Annotated in this window: 13 protein-coding genes; 6 read left to right on the top strand and 7 right to left on the bottom strand. The window is 56.0% G+C overall.

Annotated features, from left to right (window positions below; all coding sequences use genetic code 11):
• The first annotated feature begins 45 nt into the window (after positions 1-45).
• Positions 46-711, top strand: a complete 666-nt coding sequence (locus HALO_RS02600; protein ID WP_027957174.1) for an N-carbamoylsarcosine amidohydrolase — start codon at positions 46-48, stop codon at positions 709-711.
• Positions 712-755: 44 nt separating this feature from the next.
• On the opposite strand, the gene HALO_RS02595 is transcribed toward HALO_RS02600, so the two are convergent.
• Entirely contained in the window at positions 756-1235 is a 480-nt protein-coding gene (locus HALO_RS02595) for a MarR family winged helix-turn-helix transcriptional regulator (protein ID WP_035581334.1), read from the bottom strand.
• A gap of 209 nt (positions 1236-1444) precedes the next feature.
• On the opposite strand from HALO_RS02595, the gene HALO_RS02590 reads away from it, so the two are divergent.
• The 4 genes from HALO_RS02590 (at position 1445) to htc1 (ending at position 7504) form a co-directional block, all read left to right on the top strand.
• Entirely contained in the window at positions 1445-3715 is a 2271-nt protein-coding gene (locus HALO_RS02590; protein WP_050712990.1) for a xanthine dehydrogenase family protein molybdopterin-binding subunit, read from the top strand.
• Positions 3715-4683: an XdhC family protein gene (locus tag HALO_RS02585; protein ID WP_035581338.1), complete on the top strand. Its 969-nt coding sequence runs from the start codon at positions 3715-3717 to the stop codon at positions 4681-4683. The genes HALO_RS02590 and HALO_RS02585 overlap by 1 nt, the downstream gene beginning before the upstream one ends.
• Entirely contained in the window at positions 4673-5284 is a 612-nt protein-coding gene (locus HALO_RS02580) for a nucleotidyltransferase family protein (protein ID WP_035581339.1), read from the top strand. Before HALO_RS02585 ends, HALO_RS02580 begins: the two co-directional genes overlap by 11 nt.
• Before the next feature lie 234 nt (positions 5285-5518).
• On the top strand, positions 5519-7504 hold the full coding sequence (htc1, locus tag HALO_RS02575) for a methyl-accepting chemotaxis protein Htc1 (RefSeq protein WP_050712989.1): 1986 nt from the start codon (positions 5519-5521) through the stop codon (positions 7502-7504).
• A 191-nt stretch (positions 7505-7695) separates the two neighbouring features.
• Here the strand turns inward: htc1 and katG are convergent, their stop codons facing one another.
• The 6 genes from katG to HALO_RS02545 form a co-directional block, all read right to left on the bottom strand.
• Positions 7696-9849: a catalase/peroxidase HPI gene (gene katG, locus HALO_RS02570; protein WP_050712988.1), complete on the bottom strand. Its 2154-nt coding sequence runs from the start codon at positions 9847-9849 to the stop codon at positions 7696-7698.
• Between the two features lie 227 nt (positions 9850-10076).
• Positions 10077-11075, bottom strand: coding sequence for an aldo/keto reductase (locus HALO_RS02565; RefSeq protein ID WP_035581348.1), 999 nt, complete (start codon positions 11073-11075; stop codon positions 10077-10079).
• A gap of 28 nt (positions 11076-11103) precedes the next feature.
• Entirely contained in the window at positions 11104-12870 is a 1767-nt protein-coding gene (locus tag HALO_RS02560; RefSeq protein ID WP_035581350.1) for an ABC transporter transmembrane domain-containing protein, read from the bottom strand.
• Positions 12871-13016: 146 nt separating this feature from the next.
• Positions 13017-14459, bottom strand: a complete 1443-nt coding sequence (locus HALO_RS02555) for an NAD(P)(+) transhydrogenase (Re/Si-specific) subunit beta (protein ID WP_035581351.1) — start codon at positions 14457-14459, stop codon at positions 13017-13019.
• 16 nt (positions 14460-14475) lie between these two features.
• Positions 14476-16047: a Re/Si-specific NAD(P)(+) transhydrogenase subunit alpha gene (locus HALO_RS02550; RefSeq protein WP_050712987.1), complete on the bottom strand. Its 1572-nt coding sequence runs from the start codon at positions 16045-16047 to the stop codon at positions 14476-14478.
• A 190-nt stretch (positions 16048-16237) separates the two neighbouring features.
• Complete coding sequence (locus HALO_RS02545; RefSeq protein WP_050712986.1) at positions 16238-17161, bottom strand: LysR family transcriptional regulator; 924 nt, start codon at positions 17159-17161, stop codon at positions 16238-16240.
• A gap of 174 nt (positions 17162-17335) precedes the next feature.
• On the opposite strand from HALO_RS02545, the gene speB reads away from it, so the two are divergent.
• Positions 17336-18238 (top strand): agmatinase, encoded by a 903-nt coding sequence (gene speB, locus HALO_RS02540; RefSeq protein ID WP_050714115.1) that lies wholly within the window; start codon positions 17336-17338, stop codon positions 18236-18238.
• Positions 18239-18267: the final 29 nt, after the last annotated feature.

Raw genomic sequence — 18267 nt, 5'->3', positions numbered from 1 at the left:
TCAGGTACTTATTGACGATATAGAGTGCTGATTAAGGAGACGACCATGTCGCCACACACGACTGATAACAGCGATGGCGTTAGCGATAACACTGCCACGGACAACTACCGAGGCGTGTGGGATGGGCGCATCGGTTTTGGCAAAAGGCCCGCGCTGCTGGTGGTTGATTTTATGCAAGGCTACACCACACCAGGTTCGCCGCTATTTGCCCAGGGCGTGGTGGATGCGGTGGCCAATATGCCGCCGCTACTCAATACCGCACGGCGCACTGGCACGCCTGTTATCCACACCAACATCCTTTATCACGCCCCGGATCAAATCGATGGCGGCATTTGGGTCAAGAAGGCGCCGGTCATGCGGGCGATGGTGGCGGGCAACCCTTACGCCGAGTTCTGCTCCGAGGTGGCACCCCGTGAAGATGAGCTGGTAATGACCAAGCAGTATGCCAGCGCGTTCTTTGGCACCTCGCTCGCCTCCACGCTGGTCGCCATGGGTATCGATACGCTGATCATCACCGGCTGCTCCACCAGCGGCTGCATTCGCGCCACCGCCGTTGACGGCGTACAGCACGGCTTTCGGGTGATGGTGGTACGTGATTGCGTGGGCGATCGCCACCCCGCGCCCCATGAAGCCAACCTGTTTGATATCGATAGCAAATATGGCGATGTGATTGGACTGGATGAAACACTGGGATACTTAATGAAGCGTTAGGAGTATCCGAAAACGCAGGTGAAGCGGACGTCTCTGTTGAGTCATCAGTCCGCGTTCATTTTTTCCAGCAGATGCATTAAGGCAACCCGCTCTGCCGGGTTGAGATTTTTCATGGTCTGATCGCTAATTTGCTTGGCACTGGGAACCATAGCCTCGACTAATGTCTCCCCGGCCTCAGTGATCACGACCATGACTTTACGTTGATCATTGGGGTCGGTGGTTAGCGAGATCCACCCCCGCGCTTTAAGACGTTTAATGACGCCACGGATAGTGGCGGGATCAATCGCCGTGGCGTTGACGATATCGGTTAACGAGCTGGGGCCGCGCTCCATCACCGTGCACAGCGTTACAAATTGAATGGCCGTGAGCTGTTTATCGCTGCTGTAGCGCTGAAAAATAGCCGTATGCCGCTGGTAGGCTTTACGCAGTAGATGCCCTACTTGCTCAGAAAAATCATACCCCTGCTCTGAAGGCGTGGGGTGCTCACCGGAAGACGAGTGTTTGAGCGCACTATCCGTTGTCATTCCATATCCTTAATCTATTAGCGACGACGTGTATCGAGTATGGCACTGGTTAACAAAATGATGCATCAACGCTTTAAATACTGCTTGCGCTGGATCAATTCATCATGCTTTTATGGCGTACACGCTATAATTTTACCTTAGTTATCGCTCTTTCATCACCTAAAATTCATCCGCACTGATCATCGTAAACGCGAGCGTGGGAGGCAGACATGGCTGATAAATCAGACTATACAAGAGAGTCACTGCTGTATGGGTCTGATGTTCTGGTGATCTATCGCGACCCGGTTACGCCCCCCAAGCCCGCGCCCGGACAGCCAGGTACACACTCAAACTTCACCCCCCATGAGCCTGAGATCTTCATTGCCGTGCTGAGCGATAGTCATATCGTGGCTTTCAACGGCCACGTAGACCTGGGCACTGGCATACGCACGGCGCTCGCTCAAATTGTCGCAGAAGAGCTTAGCGTCGCGTTCGACGGCGTCACCATGGTGCTGGGCAACTCCGTTGAAGCCCCCAACCAAGGCCCCACCATAGCCAGTGCATCGATTCAGATCACTGCCGAGCCTCTACGCCGAGCTGCGGCACAGGCGCGGGAGTACCTATTAACCCTGGCAGCAAAGCACTTTGACACTGAGCGCTCACTACTTAGCTGCCAGAACGGCGCTATTACGCCAAGTGATAATAACCGCTCATCCGTTAGCTTTGGGGAGTTGCTGCAGGGCMCCCGTCATGCATTAAAGCTTGCCGATGAGGTGCCGCTTAAGCCGGTCAGCCATTATACCCTGGTCGGCCAATCGACCTCCCGCGTGGATATACCCGCCAAGGCCACCGGGCAATTGACCTTTATCCACGACCTACGCCTGCCCGACATGCTGCATGGACGAGTGATTCGCCCGCCTTATGTAGGCCATGATAGCGGCGACTTTATTGGCAACAGTTTAATCGCGGTAGATGAAAGCTCTGTGGCGCATTTGCCAGGTGTGGTAAGCGTCGTGGTGGTCGGTGACTTTGTTGGCGTGGTGGCCGAGCGTGAAGAGCAGGCTGCTGCCGCAGCCAAACAGCTAAAGATCCAGTGGCGCCCAATCGAAGGCTTGCCTCAGTTGGACAACATAGAGCAAGCACTGCTCGACCTGCCCAGCAAACAGCGCATACTCCTCGAAGAGGGTGATCTCGATAACGCTCTGGCCGCCGCGCAACATCCGCTCAATCGTCACTATGTGTGGCCTTTCCAACTGCATGGCTCTATCGGCCCTTCGTGCTCCGTCGCCGATGCCAACGAAGATGGCCTTCACGTATGGTCGGGCACCCAAAATCCACACAGCCTGCGCGCCGACCTCGCCCGCCTTACCGGTTTGGATGAAGGCGTTATCACCATTACCCGCATGGAAACCTCGGGCTGCTATGGCCGCAACTGCGCCGACGACGTTGGCGCCGATGCCGTGCTGCTCTCTCAGGCGGTGGGTCGACCTGTTCGTGTGCAACTAACCCGTGAGCAGGAGCACACCTGGGAGCCTAAAGGGGCTGCTCAGTATATGGCCATTCAGGGCGGCTTAAACGCAGATGGCAGCCCAGCAGGCTATCGCTTTAATACGCGCTACCCCTCTAACAGTGCGCCCACCCTGGCACTACTGCTAACCGGTGCTGCCTCACCTATTGATATCCCCTTTGAAATGGGGGATCGAACGTCGGTGCCGCCCTACAGCTACCCTCATCGCCAAATAGTGTGCGACGACGTCCCGACCCTGGTGCGTGCCTCCTGGCTGCGTGGCGTCTCGGCGCTGCCCAGCACCTTCGCCCACGAAAGCTATATTGATGAACTCGCCTACTTGGCGGGTGAAGATCCTGTCGCCTATCGGTTGCGCTACTTAACCGATAACCGCGCCTGCGAGCTTGTCGAAGCGTTAGCCGAACGTGCGAACTGGAAACCCTGCACCGCTAACGCCAATCCGAGTAGCGATGGCGAGTGGCGCTACGGCCGAGGCTTCGCTTACGCCCAGTACGTACATAGTAAATTTCCCGGCTTTGGTGCCGCGCTTGCCGCCTGGGTGATTGAACTTAAAGTCAATGTGAAGAGTGGGCGGGTTGTCGTCGAGAACTTATATGTGGGTCAGGATGCGGGCTTAATGGTGAACCCCGCCGGCGTTCGCCATCAGGTGCATGGCAATGTGATCCAGATGCTCAGCCGCACGTTAAAGGAGCGGGTAACCTTTGAGGATGGTTTACCGACCAGCAGAGAGKGGGGCGGCTACCCCATTCTGCGTTTCTCAGAGCTTCCTCCCATCGACGTCATGCTGCTTGATCGCCCTGCACTGCCCCCACTCGGCGTTGGAGAGTCTGCCTCACTACCCGGTGCTCCTGCGATTGCCAATGCGCTTTTTGATGCCACGGGGGTACGCTTTACCCATCCCCCTTTTACCCCTGACACCATTCGCGATGCACTGAAAGCCTCCCTTCGACTCCCCATGGAGGCGGCTAGTTAATGCACCACCTTGATCTACAGGTTATCGAACGGGCACTGAAGTGGGCCAACCAGGGGCTGACCGTTTGGCTATGCACAGTTATGAAAACCTTTGGCTCGGCCCCCCGGGAGCCAGGTGCCATGCTGGTAGCATGTTCGACAGGCGACTATCTGGGGTCACTGTCGGGTGGCTGTGTCGAAGAAGACTTTATCGCAAGGCTTCAAAAGGGTGAGTTTAACGAACCGGTTCAACGGGTGCGCTATGGCGGGGATGCTGGTTCAGCGAATATTCGCTTACCCTGCGGTGGTAGCCTAGAAATACTGGTTGAGCGGCTAGCGCCCAACACCGAAAACCTCACTCACTTAGAAGTGATGCATGCCACGCTACTGGGTCGCCAACCGCTCATCCGCTGTATCAAGTTGGATGGCAGCGGTAAGCGGTTTAACCTCTCGAATAACACCGAGCCCGCCGTTACCTTCGATACAGCTAGCGTCAATATTCGCATAGGCCCTGCGCTACGGCTGATCATCGCGGGGATCTCCGCGATCTCTGCGCCATGTGCCCTGTTTGCCCAAACGCTGGGCTTTGAGGTGATTGTCTGCGATCCCAGAGACGAGGCTAGGCAAAATTTTGCTGTCGCGGGCGTGGAAGTGCAGGCGGTGCTGCCCTCCGTGTTTATCGCCTCGGGCGGTTGCCATGCCAATACCGCCGTTGTGGCCTTGACCCACGACCCGCGTATCGATGATTTAGCAATGATCGAAGCCGTCCGAACGGAAGCCTTTTACATTGGCGTTATGGGCTCTCAGCAGACATCACAGCAGCGTGCCGAACGGCTGTTACGTTCTGGCGGCATGACGGAAAGCCAAGTAGCAAGAATTGCCATGCCCATTGGGCTTAATCTGGGTAGCAAAACACCGGCTGAAATTGCGCTAGCCGTGATGGCCGATATTGTTCGCCTCTCTCGCGGAAAAGAACGCCATGCCTTGTAGCGATATCATAGTCATCGTGATGGCGGCAGGCCAATCAAACCGCTTTGGCAGCGATAAAAGAGTCGCCAGATTCGACAATGGGGAAACGCTGCTTAGTTCCACTTTACGAACTATTCAGAAAAATTTTTCTAATCGCCGCGTTGTTATTAAACCCGAAGATACTCCCCAGTCACTCGGCCTTACACCAACACATCACACTATTATTAGTCAGCGCAGTCATTTAGGCCTTGGTTACAGTATTAGCGATGCTTTTAGACAACTCTGCAGCGATGAAAGCGTACATCATTTTCGTGCTGCCGCAGTATGGTTGGCCGACCTCCCCTGGGTAAGCGAAGAAACATGCAGTGTATTAACAAAAGCGGCCACTCCAGACAGTATTGTACAACCGCTACACCAAGGAAATCCGGGGCATCCTGTTGTGTTTGGAAGAAAATTCTGGAGCGAACTGGCACTTTTAGAAAACGACAAGGGTGCAAACACTGTCATCAAAAAGCATAGCGACTGCGTTATATACTTCTCTCTCAGCGACCCAGGGGTATGTTCTGACGTGGATTACCCTGGTGATTTAATAAAGCAGCAAAGAAAAACAAAAGGTATATAAACGTTACACAACAACCAAACAAAAATTACACTAAAAGCTGAAACAAGTTCTTAGCTTAACATTACTATATTAGCTTAAAAAAATATTAAAAAAGCAATCATGAAAGCAAGTGCACCATTCGCCGCTAATGAGTAGCGGCAGTAAGAATAAAACCAGGGAACCATTAAACAGCCAGAGTATGACACTCGCCAACATCCTTGTGCTCTGCTACTGGCCAACATATCGAGGCAACAAATGAAAAAAATTTCTCGTCTCTCACTGACGCAGAAACTGCTGGTCGCTGTCGCTATTCCTCTCTTAGTGGTAGCCGTTATTTTAGGCTTTGTGGTCAATCAACAGCTTAACCAGGCTATTCCAGCGTTAATCGATAATGCCGGTAAGCGGCAGGTAGAAGCTCGGGCAGATGAAATCAGCCGCTGGATTACCGGGTACCGCAATTGGATCTCCGTACTTGCTCAGGATGAGCGGTTGGTGGAAGACGTGCCGCTTACGTCTCACCGCGCTTGGCTCGAAAAGCGCTACCCGCCGGGGGGCACCATCGAGTCACTGTTCTTTGCTGACGCATCCGGAGCGACCCTAACTCACGCAGGCGTCAACTTGGAGATAGCCGAACGTCCTTATTTCAAAGCCTTAGTGACGGACGGCACCCAGGATAGTCTGCTCAGCGACCCGGTTATCTCCATGGKGAGCGGCCTGCCAACAGCTATTGTCGCTGATACTGTATTCGATGAGCGTGGCAATCGAGCGGGACTGCTGGGCATGACCGTTTCCATGGCCGCCGTATCTGATATCACCTCCGATATTAATGTTGGCGAAGGCAGCTACGGCTGGCTAATCGACAGCCAAGGGCAAGTCATTGCTCATCCGGTTGAAGAGTATCGCATGTCGCTCAATTACACCGATGCCGACCAGCAGGGCTACCAAGGGCTGGATGCATTGAGTCAGCAAATACTCAGCGGCACGGCGGGCTCCGGTGAAATAACCATGCCCAGCGGTGAGCAGACCGTGCTCATGTGGAGCCCGGTGGAAGGCACTTCCTGGGTGGTCGGGGTCACCGTGCCCATCACTGCCTTTACCACCGTGACTAACAGCCTGCTGCAGTCGCTGCTGCTGGCGGGGGGACTGCTATTGGTATTGCTGCTGGTGGTGGTTGCCTATGCGGCGCGGCGTTCACTTGCTCCTATCAAGCATACCGCCAGTGCCATGGCGGATATTGCCAAAGGTAAAGGCGATTTGACGCGCCGTTTAGAAGCCAAAACCCAGGATGAAATTGGCGACCTCGCCCACGGCTTTAATGCCTTTGTGGAGCGCATGCAGTCTACCCTTCAGGAAGTGCGCCAAAACGCTCGCACGGTATTATCCGATGCCAGCGATATGGCGGATGGTACTCATGAGCTTTCATCGCGTACCGAACAAGCGGCGGCTAATCTCCAGGAAACGTCTGCCTCAATGGAACAAATTCACTCCACGGTAGCGCATACCTCCCAGGCCTCTGAACAGGCGAATAGCCTCGCGCTAGAAGCCGCCAGTGCCTCAGAGCGCGGCACCGATTCGATGAATCAAATGGAAGCCAAGATGGCCGCGATCAGTGATTCGGCCAATAAAATAAGCGACATTATTGGCTTGATTGACTCGATTGCATTTCAAACCAATATATTGGCACTCAACGCATCCGTGGAGGCTGCCCGCGCCGGCGAGCAGGGCCGTGGGTTCGCCGTGGTCGCCAACGAAGTGCGCACGCTAGCCAGTCGCTCAGCCTCTGCGGCGCATGATATTCGTGCGCTGATTGATATGTCCGTGAGTCACTCAAGAGAAGGCAGCGATATCGTTAAGGCGGCGGCTGAACGTATGAATGAGATTCGTCACAGCGTTACCCAGGTCTCGGATGTAATCGCCGAGATTGCCGCCGGCGCCCGGGAACAGACCACTGGCATCCAACAGGTCAATACCGCAGTGGCAGAGATGGATATGATGACCCAGCAGAATGCTGCCATGGTCAGCCAGAGCGCCACGCTTGCCACCAATATGCGCGACAATGCGCAGCGGCTGGATCAACTGATGAGCGAGTTTGTGCTTAGTGAAGGTGGCGCTGAGCACTCTGCGCTACCCTATACGGCAGCACATAAAGCCCGGACTGGCTCTGCACTACCTCAAGCGCCTAGCCGCCCTCCTCAGGCCACTCAGCAGAAGCATGAAGTAGCGGAGTGGGAAGAGTTCTAATCTCTCATTATTAATAAGGCTAAAAGGCACCCGCTTTGAGCTGACCCCATAAACTTGGACAGTGAAAAACTCAGCGGCCAAGGCCTGATTTCGGTACTACACCGGACTCAGGCCTTTTAGTGAGAGCCTAATAAAAAAAAGCCTGCATCCGAAGATGCAGGCTTACTTACAAGAACTAAAACGCTTGGTAATTAGGCGACGTCAAAGCGATCCGCGTTCATCACTTTCGTCCAGGCGGCGACGAAGTCTTTGACAAATTTCTCGTCGTTATCATCCTGGGCGTAGACCTCCGCGTAGGAGCGCAGCAGCGAGTTAGAACCGAACACCAGGTCAACGCGGGTAGCCGTCCACTTCACAGCATCTGTTTGACGGTCGCGGATCTCATAGGCATTTTTGCCCACCGGCTTCCAGCTGTTGCCCATATCGGTCAAGTTAACGAAGAAGTCGTTGGTCAACTGGCCTTCGCGGTCTGTGAATACGCCGTGCTTGGTGCCACCGTAGTTAGTACCGAGCACACGCATACCACCCAGTAGCACGACCATTTCCGGCCCGGTCAGCCCCATCAGTTGAGCGCGATCCAGCAMCAGCTCTTCCGGCTTCACCACATAGTCTTTCTTCTGCCAGTTACGGAAACCGTCAGCCAGCGGCTCTAGCGGCTCGAACGATTCGCCATCGGTCATTTCAGCAGAAGCATCACCACGCCCTTTCAGGAAAGGTACGCGAACGTCGTAGCCTGCGGCTTTGGCGGCTTTCTCAATGGCGAAACTACCGGCCAGAACGATCACGTCGGCAAGGCTAGCGCCGGTGTCAGCAGAAATCTTCTCGTACACTGCTAATACGCTGGAGAGACGCGCAGGCTCGTTGCCTTCCCAATCCTTCTGAGGCGCTAAACGAATGCGGGCACCGTTGGCACCGCCGCGCATGTCAGAGCCGCGGTAAGTGCGGGCACTGTCCCAGGCGGTGCTGACCATGTCACTGATGCTCAGGCCGGCCTCGGCGATTTTCTGCTTAACGACTTCTTCGCTGTAGTCGGTGCTGCCAGCCGGAATGGGATCCTGCCAGATCAGGTCTTCAGCAGGCACTTCCGGGCCGATGTAGCGCGCTTTCGGGCCTAAATCACGGTGGGTCAGTTTGAACCACGCCTTGGCGAAGGTTTGCTTGAAGTACTCCGGATCCGCCATGAATTTTTCACAAATGGCGCGATAGGTCGGATCCATTTTCATGGCCATATCCGCATCGGTCATGATCGGATTGTGACGGATAGAGGGGTCACTAGCGTCAACCGGCTTGTCCTCTTCCTTAATGTTCACCGGCTCCCACTGGTGAGCGCCTGCGGGGCTCTTGCGCAGCTCCCACTCGTGTCCAAACAGCAGGTCGAAATAGCCCATGTCGAACTGAGTCGGATTGGTGGTCCAGGCGCCTTCAATGCCGGATGTCACCGCATTGCTCGCTTTGCCACCCATGGTGGGGTTGCCCCAACCGAAGCCCTGATTTTCAACGTCAGAGGCTTCTGGTTCAGCAGCCAGCGCAGCCGCGTCGCCGTTACCGTGACACTTACCCACGGTGTGTCCACCGGCGGTTAGCGCAGCCGTTTCTTCGTCGTTCATGGCCATGCGTGCGAAGGTTTCGCGTACATGCTGAGCCGTCAGCAGCGGGTCAGGGACACCGTTAACGCCTTCGGGGTTAACGTAGATAAGCCCCATCTGTACGGCGGCTAACGGGTTTTCCATGGTTTCGGCATTTTTAACGTCACCGTAGCGCTCGTCAGAAGGCGCCAACCACTCTTTCTCATCGCCCCAGTAGATGTCTTTTTCCGGGTGCCAAATATCTTCGCGACCAAAGGAGAAGCCATAAGCGGGTAGCCCCATGGATTCATAGGCAACGGTACCTGCCAGAATCATCAGGTCAGCCCAGCTAATTTTGTTGCCGTACTTTTTCTTGATCGGCCACAGCAGGCGACGCGCTTTATCCAGGCTGACGTTATCGGGCCAGGAGTTGAGCGGTGCAAAACGCTGGCTACCGGTACCACCGCCACCACGGCCGTCAGCAAGACGATAAGTACCCGCGGAGTGCCACGCCATACGGATCATCAAACCACCGTAGTGACCCCAATCGGCAGGCCACCAGGCTTGGCTGTCGGTCATCAGCGCATGGACGTCTTGCTTGAGCGCGTCAAAATCAAGCTTTCTGACCTCTTCCCGATAGTCGAAATCAGTATCCATCGGGTTTGTTTTGCGGTCATGCTGGTGCAAGATATCCAGGTTGATCCCTTCCGGCCACCAGTCTTTGTTCGACGTGCCCGTGGAGGTATTACCACCATGCATTACAGGACATTTACCACTCATAGCTCTCTCCCTTTTTTGCTTTTGTCTTGGTTGCACTCATCTTAAGCTACCAAGTCAACTGACGGTGAGCGCCCTTACGATAGTGCCATCGCTCTGCCTGCTGTGCAGGGAAAGGGCGCTTCACTCACTTGGTACTGTTTTAAAGCAGATCCTTCATAGGCACAATTTGCTTTTAGTGACCGATCTAATAGCTTTTATACATCGGCAGTCTGCTAGCGCTACAGTGGTTAAAATTCTTCGGTGTCGATATCTACCTGCTGGGCCTCGCTGTAGCGGGCGCCTGCCACTTGGTCTGGCGTCATCATGGCATTCAACTGAGACAAGCTGGTGACATCAAGGTGCAGCGTTTCCGCTGCTAAGTTCTCGCGCATATGTTCAGGCGAGCGGGTACCTGGAATAGGGATAATATCCTCCCCTTGAGCCATCAACCACGCCAGTGCCAGTTGCCCTGGCGTGACGCTTAAGGCCTGCGCCAGCGCCACCAGGCGGGCAAATAGCGTTAGGTTGTGTGGGTAGTTCTCGGCACTAAAGCGCGGCATATGTCGGCGCATATCGCCCTCTTCTAGGCGCGCCGGGTCTTTGATAGCGCCAGTTAAGAAACCTCGCCCCAGCGGACTAAACGCTACCAGAGCAACATCCAATTCTCGACACGCATGAATCAACGCAATTTCAGGATTGCGCGTCCACAGCGAGTATTCCGACTGCACCGCGGCAATGGGATATTCGGCGACCGCGCGGCGCAGCGTTAGCGCAGAAATTTCAGAGAGCCCCACGCCACCGATTTTGCCTTCTTCCACCAGACGCCCCAGCGCACCCACGCTCTCTTCAATGGGGACTTGGCGATCCAAGCGGTGCAGGTAGTAGAGATCTAAATGGTCGGTACGCAGGCGTGCAAGGCTCGCTTCGCACTGCTTGCGCAGGGTTTCCGGGCGACCATCAATGACCCGCTTGCCTGACTCAGGATCCATCGCCATGCCGCATTTACTGGCCAGAAAGAGCTGATGCCGCTTACCCTCCAAAGCTCGCCCAACCACACTTTCATTGGCCGTGGCGCCATACAGCGTGGCGGTATCAAAGTGGCGATAGCCCATATCAAAGGCCTCATCCAGCGCCCGTAGGGCTGCGCTTTCCGGCACCATGCTGCCGTAACCGTGGGAGAGGTTCATGCAGCCCAGGCCAATCGAAGGGGCATTAACGGCGTTAAGGCGCTGAAAGAAGCTCGACATAGGTATTCCCATAGTTAAAAGAACCGTTTTATAACGTTTCACCGCCAAACTGCAACGCGGCTAAATGACGATAGAGCGCGCTGGTGGTGAGCAATTCCGCGTGAGTGCCCGCCGCTACCAGTTTCCCACCCTCAAGCACCAGTAAGCGGTCAGCGGCGATGACAGTCGCCAGCCGATGGGCGATCACGATGCTGGTGCGCCCAACCATCAGTCGATCCAGCGCCTGCTGCACCAGCCGCTCACTTTCTGCATCCAAGGCGCTGGTGGCTTCATCCAATAGCAGTACCGCAGGATTTTTGAGCAGTGCTCGGGCAATAGCGAGCCGCTGACGCTGGCCACCGGAGAGCTGCACCCCACCGGGGCCTAGGGGCGTATCAAAGCCTTGAGGGAGCGCGTCGATAAAGTCGAGGGCGCTGGCGTCCTGGGCGGCAATGCGTAATCTATCGATATCAGCCTCGGGGTCTCCGTAGCGTAGATTCTCGGCCACCGAGCCGCTAAACAGCACCGGCTCTTGCGACACCAACCCCATGGCCCTGCGTAAGGCGGCAAGATCTAGCGCACGGACATCCCTATCATCCAAGGTAATGCGTCCCTGGCTGGGGTCATAAAAGCGTAGCAGCAGCGCCAACAAAGTGCTTTTACCTGCCCCGGAAGGCCCCACCACAGCCACTCGTTCTCCCGGCTTAATATGCAGATCAAACCCTTCAAGCGCTGGGGTTTCCCGGCCGGGGTAGGTAAACGTGACATTCTCCAGGGTAATCTCACCACGCGAAGGGCTTAGCAAACTCTGCGGATTTACCGGCGACTGGATAGCGGGCTGGGTATCGAGCAGCTCCAATAAGCGCTCCGCCGCTCCTGCCGCACGCTGTACATCCCCGGCCACCTCGGCCAGGGTAGCAATTGCCCCTGCTGCCAGCACGGCGTAAAAGATAAACGCCGATAGCTCACCCGCGCTCATGGTGCCGTCTAGCACCGCCTGACCGCCCTGCCAGAGCATTAAGCCAACCGCCGTAAACACCACTAGCATAGCGACACCGGTTAACCAGGCGCGCTGCTGGGTGCGCTCTACGGCGCTGCCAAAGGCCTGTTCAACTCGCTGGCCATAGTGGCTTTTATCCACCGCCTCGTGGGTAAATGCCTGGAGCGTTTTGATACCGCTCAGCGCCTCCTCAGCATAGCGTCCCAGTTCGGCCACGCGATCCTGACTGGTACGCGAAAGCCGCCGCACCCGGCGGCCGTACCACACGATAGGTAGCAGAGTGGCGGGGATACCTATCAGTACCATCGCCGAGAGCCACGGTTGGGTCACCAGCATGAGCACCACGGCGCCCACCAGCATGAACAGATTTCGCAGCGCCAGCGATACCGAGGAGCCAAACAGGCTCTGTAGTACGCTGGTGTCCGCCGTCAGGCGTGATGCGATCTCTCCGGCGGCTCGACCATCGCTTGCGCTCTCGAAAAAGCTTGGCTCCAAGGTGAGTAAATGATCAAACACCCGCTGGCGCAGGTCGGCGGCCAAGCGCTCGCCAATCCAGGTAACTTGGTAGTAGCGCAGTGCGGAGGCAAACGCCAGCACCGTGACGACGGCTAGCATTAAACCCAGTGTTTGGGCCAACGCCTGCTGATCAGCAGCGAGAAAGCCTCTGTCGATGACTAGACGCAATCCATTCCCCAGCAGGAGCACGCTTCCCGAGGCCATAAGTAGCGCTAAGCCAGCAAGGGCTAGCCGCGTGCGGTAGGGGCGCAGTAAACCCAGCAAGCGCAGTAGCACTCGGGGATTGGGCCGTTGATTCATAGTAGCGATTGCTCAACACATAAGGTGGTATTCGACCATAGCAGGAGTAGCAGTGCCCTGCACAGAAACTAAAAAGCCCGCGATTGCTCGCGGGCTCAGTAGTGAATGGCTAGTAGTAACCTAGCGTATAGCTAAGTTGCAAAGGCCTAATCAATCAACGGCAGCAGTGTATTCAGGCTATCCCGTGCATCGCCATAAAACATGCGCGTGTTGTCTTTGAAGAACAGCGGGTTTTCGATACCGGAGTAACCGGTACCCTGACCGCGTTTGCTGACAAACACCTGTTTCGCCTCCCACACCTTCAATACCGGCATACCGGCGATGGGGCTATTGGGATCTTCCTCAGCCGCGGGGTTAACGATGTCGTTGGAGCCAATCACGATGACCACGTCGGTAGTAGGGAAGTCGTCATTGATTTCATCCATTTCCAGCACGATATCGTAAGGCACCTTGGCCTCCGCCAGCAGCACGTTCATATGCCCTGGCAAGCGGCCCGCGACTGGGTGGATACCGAAACGCACGGTTTTACCGGCAGCGCGCAATTTACGCACCAAGTCGCTCACCGCGGTTTGCGCCTGGGCCACCGCCATGCCGTAGCCCGGCACGATGATGACGCTGTCGGCATCGTTCAGAGCGCTCGCTACACCACCGGCGTCAATAGCCACCTGCTCGCCTTCAATCTCGGCCGCAGGCCCTTGGCTGCCGCCAAAGCCGCCTAGAATCACATTGACGAAGTTGCGGTTCATCGCCTTACACATGATGTAAGAGAGAATTGCGCCGGAGGAGCCTACCAGCGCACCGGTGACAATCAGCAGATCATTAGAGAGCGTGAAGCCGATAGCGGCGGCTGCCCAGCCGGAGTAGCTGTTGAGCATCGATACCACTACCGGCATATCGGCACCGCCAATGCCCATAATCAGGTGGTAACCGATAAAGAACGACAGCGCTGCGAGCACAATCAGCGTCCAGAAGCCCGCGCCATTGAGGTACAAGATTGCTAACAGCAGTGACAGCACCGCCGCTCCGGCATTAAGCATATGCCCACCGGGCAGTTGGCGAGGTTTGCCATCCACTTTACCGGCCAGCTTACCGAACGCCACCACCGAACCAGTGAAGGTCACTGCACCGATAAAGATAGCGAACACTACTTCAATCTGCAGAAAGGTGAGCTCGTCAGGCGCCTTGGTGGCGACCAGCGCGGCAAACGCAGAAAACTCCTGCATAACGCCATCGGCCGCTTGTGCCGCCAGCACACGGCGGCGCTCTAAATCGGCGCTCCAGGCGACAAACACCGCGGCCAAGCCGACAAAACTGTGCAGCGCAGCCACTAGCTGAGGCATTTCGGTCATCTCGACCTTGCCCGCCACATAGACGCCGATGCCAGCACCAATCACCATCATCGGAATTAACCACCAGTAGCCGCCAATACCCGGCCCTAAGGAGGTAAAAAATACTGCCAACGCCATACCCACGATGCCGTACCAGACGGCCCGCTTGGCTTTTTCCTGGTTACTCAAGCCGCCTAGCGACAGAATAAACAGTACGCTTGCCGCGATCGCCGCGGCAGATACGAATCCTTGACCTAACATATCGTCTCTCCGCCGCTTATGATTTTTGGAACATGGCCAGCATCCGGCGTGTCACCAGGAAGCCACCCACGATATTGATTGATGCGATAAGCACCGAGATCGCCGCCAGCACGCCCACTACGGCGCTGCCGGAGCCAATCTGCAGAATCGCCCCCAAAATAATGATGCCCGAGATTGCGTTGGTCACCGCCATAAGCGGTGTATGTAGCGAGTGGCTTACGTTCCAGATCACCTGGAAGCCGATAAAGCAGGCCAACACAAAGACAATAAAGTGCTGCATAAACGACACCGGCGCCACTTGCCCCAATAGCAGCATCAGCGCGCCACCGGCGGCCAACAGCCCCACTTGGCGTTTGGTTTGCGCTTTGAAGGTGGCCAGGTCAGTGGCTTTTTTCTCCTCTGGCGTGGGCGCCTTCTCTTTCTTCTTCGGCTGAGCGGCAGCAATCGCTTTGACTTTAGGCGGCGGTGGCGGGAAGGTTATTTCKCCCTGGTGAGKCACCGTGGCGCCACGAATCACATCGTCTTCCATATTGTGATTGATAACGCCCTCTTTCTCAGGCGTTAGGTCGGTCAGCATATGGCGGATATTGGTGGCGTAAAGCAGCGATGACTGGGTGGCCATGCGCGAAGGGAAGTCAGTGTAGCCAACCACCACAACGCCGTTATCCGATACTACCCGCTCGTCAGGCTTGGTCAGATCGCAGTTGCCGCCCTTCTCGGCGGCTAAGTCGATCACCACCGAACCAGGCTTCATCGCCGCAACCATATCTTCCAGCCACAGTTTGGGCGCGGGACGGCCAGGAATCAGCGCCGTGGTAATCACGATATCCACATCGGCTGCCTGCTCGCGGAAGCACTCCAGCTGTTTCTCGCGGAACTCCGGGCTTGAGGGCGAGGCATAGCCACCGCTTTCGGAACCGTCCTGGCTATCTTCGAAATCGAGGAACAGAAACTCCGCGCCCATGGATTCGATTTGTTCAGAGACCTCGGGGCGCACGTCAAAGGCGCGCACTACGGCGCCCAAGCTGGTGGCCGTGCCGATCGCCGCCAAACCCGCCACGCCAGCGCCAATCACCAATACCTTGGCGGGGGGCACCTTACCGGCAGCGGTTACCTGGCCGGTAAAGAAGCGGCCAAAGTTGTTGCCCGCCTCAATCACCGCGCGGTAGCCCGCGATATTGGCCATGGAGGAGAGCGCATCCATTTTCTGGGCCCGGGAAATACGCGGCACCATATCCATGGCAATAACGGTGGCGCCCTGGGACTTACACTTCTCCAGCAGCGCTTCGTTTTGCGCCGGCCAGAAGAAAGCGATCAATGTTTGCCCTTTGCGCAGGCGCTCGGCCTCTTCATCTGAGGGCTCGCGGRCTTTAATGACCACATCAGCGTCGTTCCAGAGCGCATCGGCGCTGTCTACTACGGTAACGCCCGCATCACGATAAGTGTCGTCATTAAAACCCGCCGCTAAACCAGCGCCGGTTTCTACCAAGCATTCGTGGCCCAGTTTTTGGATCTGCTTAGCGCTCTCAGGGGTCAGCGCGACACGCGCTTCCCCCCGGGCACTCTCTTTCGGTGCGCCTATTTTCACTCTTGTTCTCCCTTGCTTAACCTTATTGCAGTGCCGCAGTTGCTCAATGGGCCCTGCACCTTTAGCGGCGTCCGTGATAACGCCTTAATAGCAGTCTAGGATCTAACGGGGTGGCTGCCAGATACTATTCAACCTTTGATACAACAGCGTTGTTTAATTACAACATCCATTAGTGTGCATGATGGTTCCCTTAACGTCTAAAGTCGTTAGCAAACTCAGTAAGCACCTGGTAGAGCCACCTGTTAGCAGGATCATTGGCATAGAGCCCATGCTGAATCAGGGTCATTTTCAGCGCCGGAAGCTCTTTAGGCGGCTCCACCAAACGCACCGGCAGCATAGCAACGAACCGTTCAGCCATTTGACGTGGGAGCGTCATGATCGCTTCCGTCAGCGCCACCACCCGCGCTGCAGCGATATAGTTGAGGTTTTTAGAGATGACCCCGCGGGTTAAGCCGTGTTGAACAAGACAGCTATCGATATTACTGGGGCGCAGGCCGCTAATATCCGCCAGCTCCACATGGAGCGCATCCGCAAACTGACCAATATTTAGCACATCGCCCACGCGATCATTGTGGGTAGCAGCCAGGCAGACCAGTTCTTCATCCATCCAGGGAGTCTGAATCACGCCACTGGGCAGCGCGCTTTGGCTATCCAACCCTACCACCATATCAATTTGGCGCTGCTCCAGACCCTCATTCAGTACGTCCGGGGKTATAAGTTCAATGGAAAAACTAATGCCCGGCGCATAAGCCAACAGCTGACTTAAAAAGAGCGGGTACATGACCTCTTCAAAGTAATCCGTGGTGGCGAGTGTAAAACGGCGCGTGCTGTTGGCAGGGGTAAACATTGCGGGGGGCGCAAGACCTTGTCGCAGCATCGCTAGCGCCTGTTGCACCACGGGCAGCAGCGCGAGTGCCCGGGGTGTCGGCTGCATACCGTTTTCGGTACGCACTAGTAGCGGATCATCCAACGATTCACGCAGCCGTTTTAAGGCATGGCTCAAGGCGGGTTGGCTTAAATGCAGCGTTTCTGCCGCGCGAGTAACGTGACGCTCGCGCATCAGCGCCTCAAATACCAGCAGCAAGTTCAGGTCGAAATGGCGTAGCGAGCGCATAGCTTCTCATCATTCATACCACGAATGATTAAATTCTAAACATTCATTTAATCTATTACTAGAAATTGCTTATTGTCTGCCTCTCATTCGCCCACCAGCGACTATCAGCGTTAATCCAGCACTCTAAGGAGAAGCACACCGGTGACCCACCCACAAGCTATGTCTGCACAAACCATGCCCAGTCTTTATGGCGATGTGATTTCTACCTTTATGGGCGTAGCAAAAGCAACGGATCCCAAGGCAACCGACGCCGACGTTGTGGTGAGTGGCGTTCCTTTTGATTTAGCCTGCTCAGGTCGTTCCGGCACCCGTATGGGGCCGAATGCTATTCGTCAAAGTACCGCTAACCTGATCTGGGAAGGCAAACGCTGGCCATGGGACTTCGCCTTGGAAGACCGTCTCAAGGTTTGCGATGCGGGCAACGTTGATTACGCCTATGGCGAGCCCGAAAGCCTGGTCGATAACCTGGAAACCCACGCCAACCGCTGGTTAAAAGCGGGTAAAAAGATGCTTACCCTGGGCGGCGACCACTACATTAGCCTGCCACTGCTGCGCGCCCACGCCCGAGAGCACGGCCCGCTGGCGCTGATCCATTTCGACGCCCACACAGACACCTACGAGCAAGGCACCCGCTTTGACCACGGCACCATTTTTCACCACGCTTTAAAGGAAGGCTTGGTAGTACCCGAGCACTCGCTGCAAATTGGTATTCGCACCAGCTATGACCGCCACAACCACCCTTACGAGGTATTGGATGCGGACTGGGTCAATGACCACGGTGCCGCGGCCGTGCTTGAGCGCATTCGTGCCCGCGTGGGTTATCACCCGGCCTACGTTACCTTGGATATTGACGGCCTCGACCCCGCCTACGCCCCAGGCACCGGCACACCGGTGTGCGGCGGTATGTCTACTGACCTGATGCTAAAAGTCATTCGCGGCATGGTGGGCATGGAKTTRGTTGGCATGGACGTGGTGGAAGTGAACCCCGCCTATGACCACGGCGACATTACTTCACTTGCCGCCGCAACGCTGGGTTTAGAGTTTTTGTATACCCTGGCAGCGTCCAAAGGCGTTTGATAGTTAGCCCCCGCCGTCTCTTGGCTTTT

The sequence above is a fragment of the Halomonas sp. R57-5 genome (assembly GCF_900070345.1).
In the GTDB taxonomy this organism is placed as follows: domain Bacteria; phylum Pseudomonadota; class Gammaproteobacteria; order Pseudomonadales; family Halomonadaceae; genus Vreelandella; species Vreelandella ventosae_B.
The sequence above is the reverse complement of the archived record's forward strand: the minus strand, read 5'-3'. Positions and strand labels throughout refer to the sequence as shown.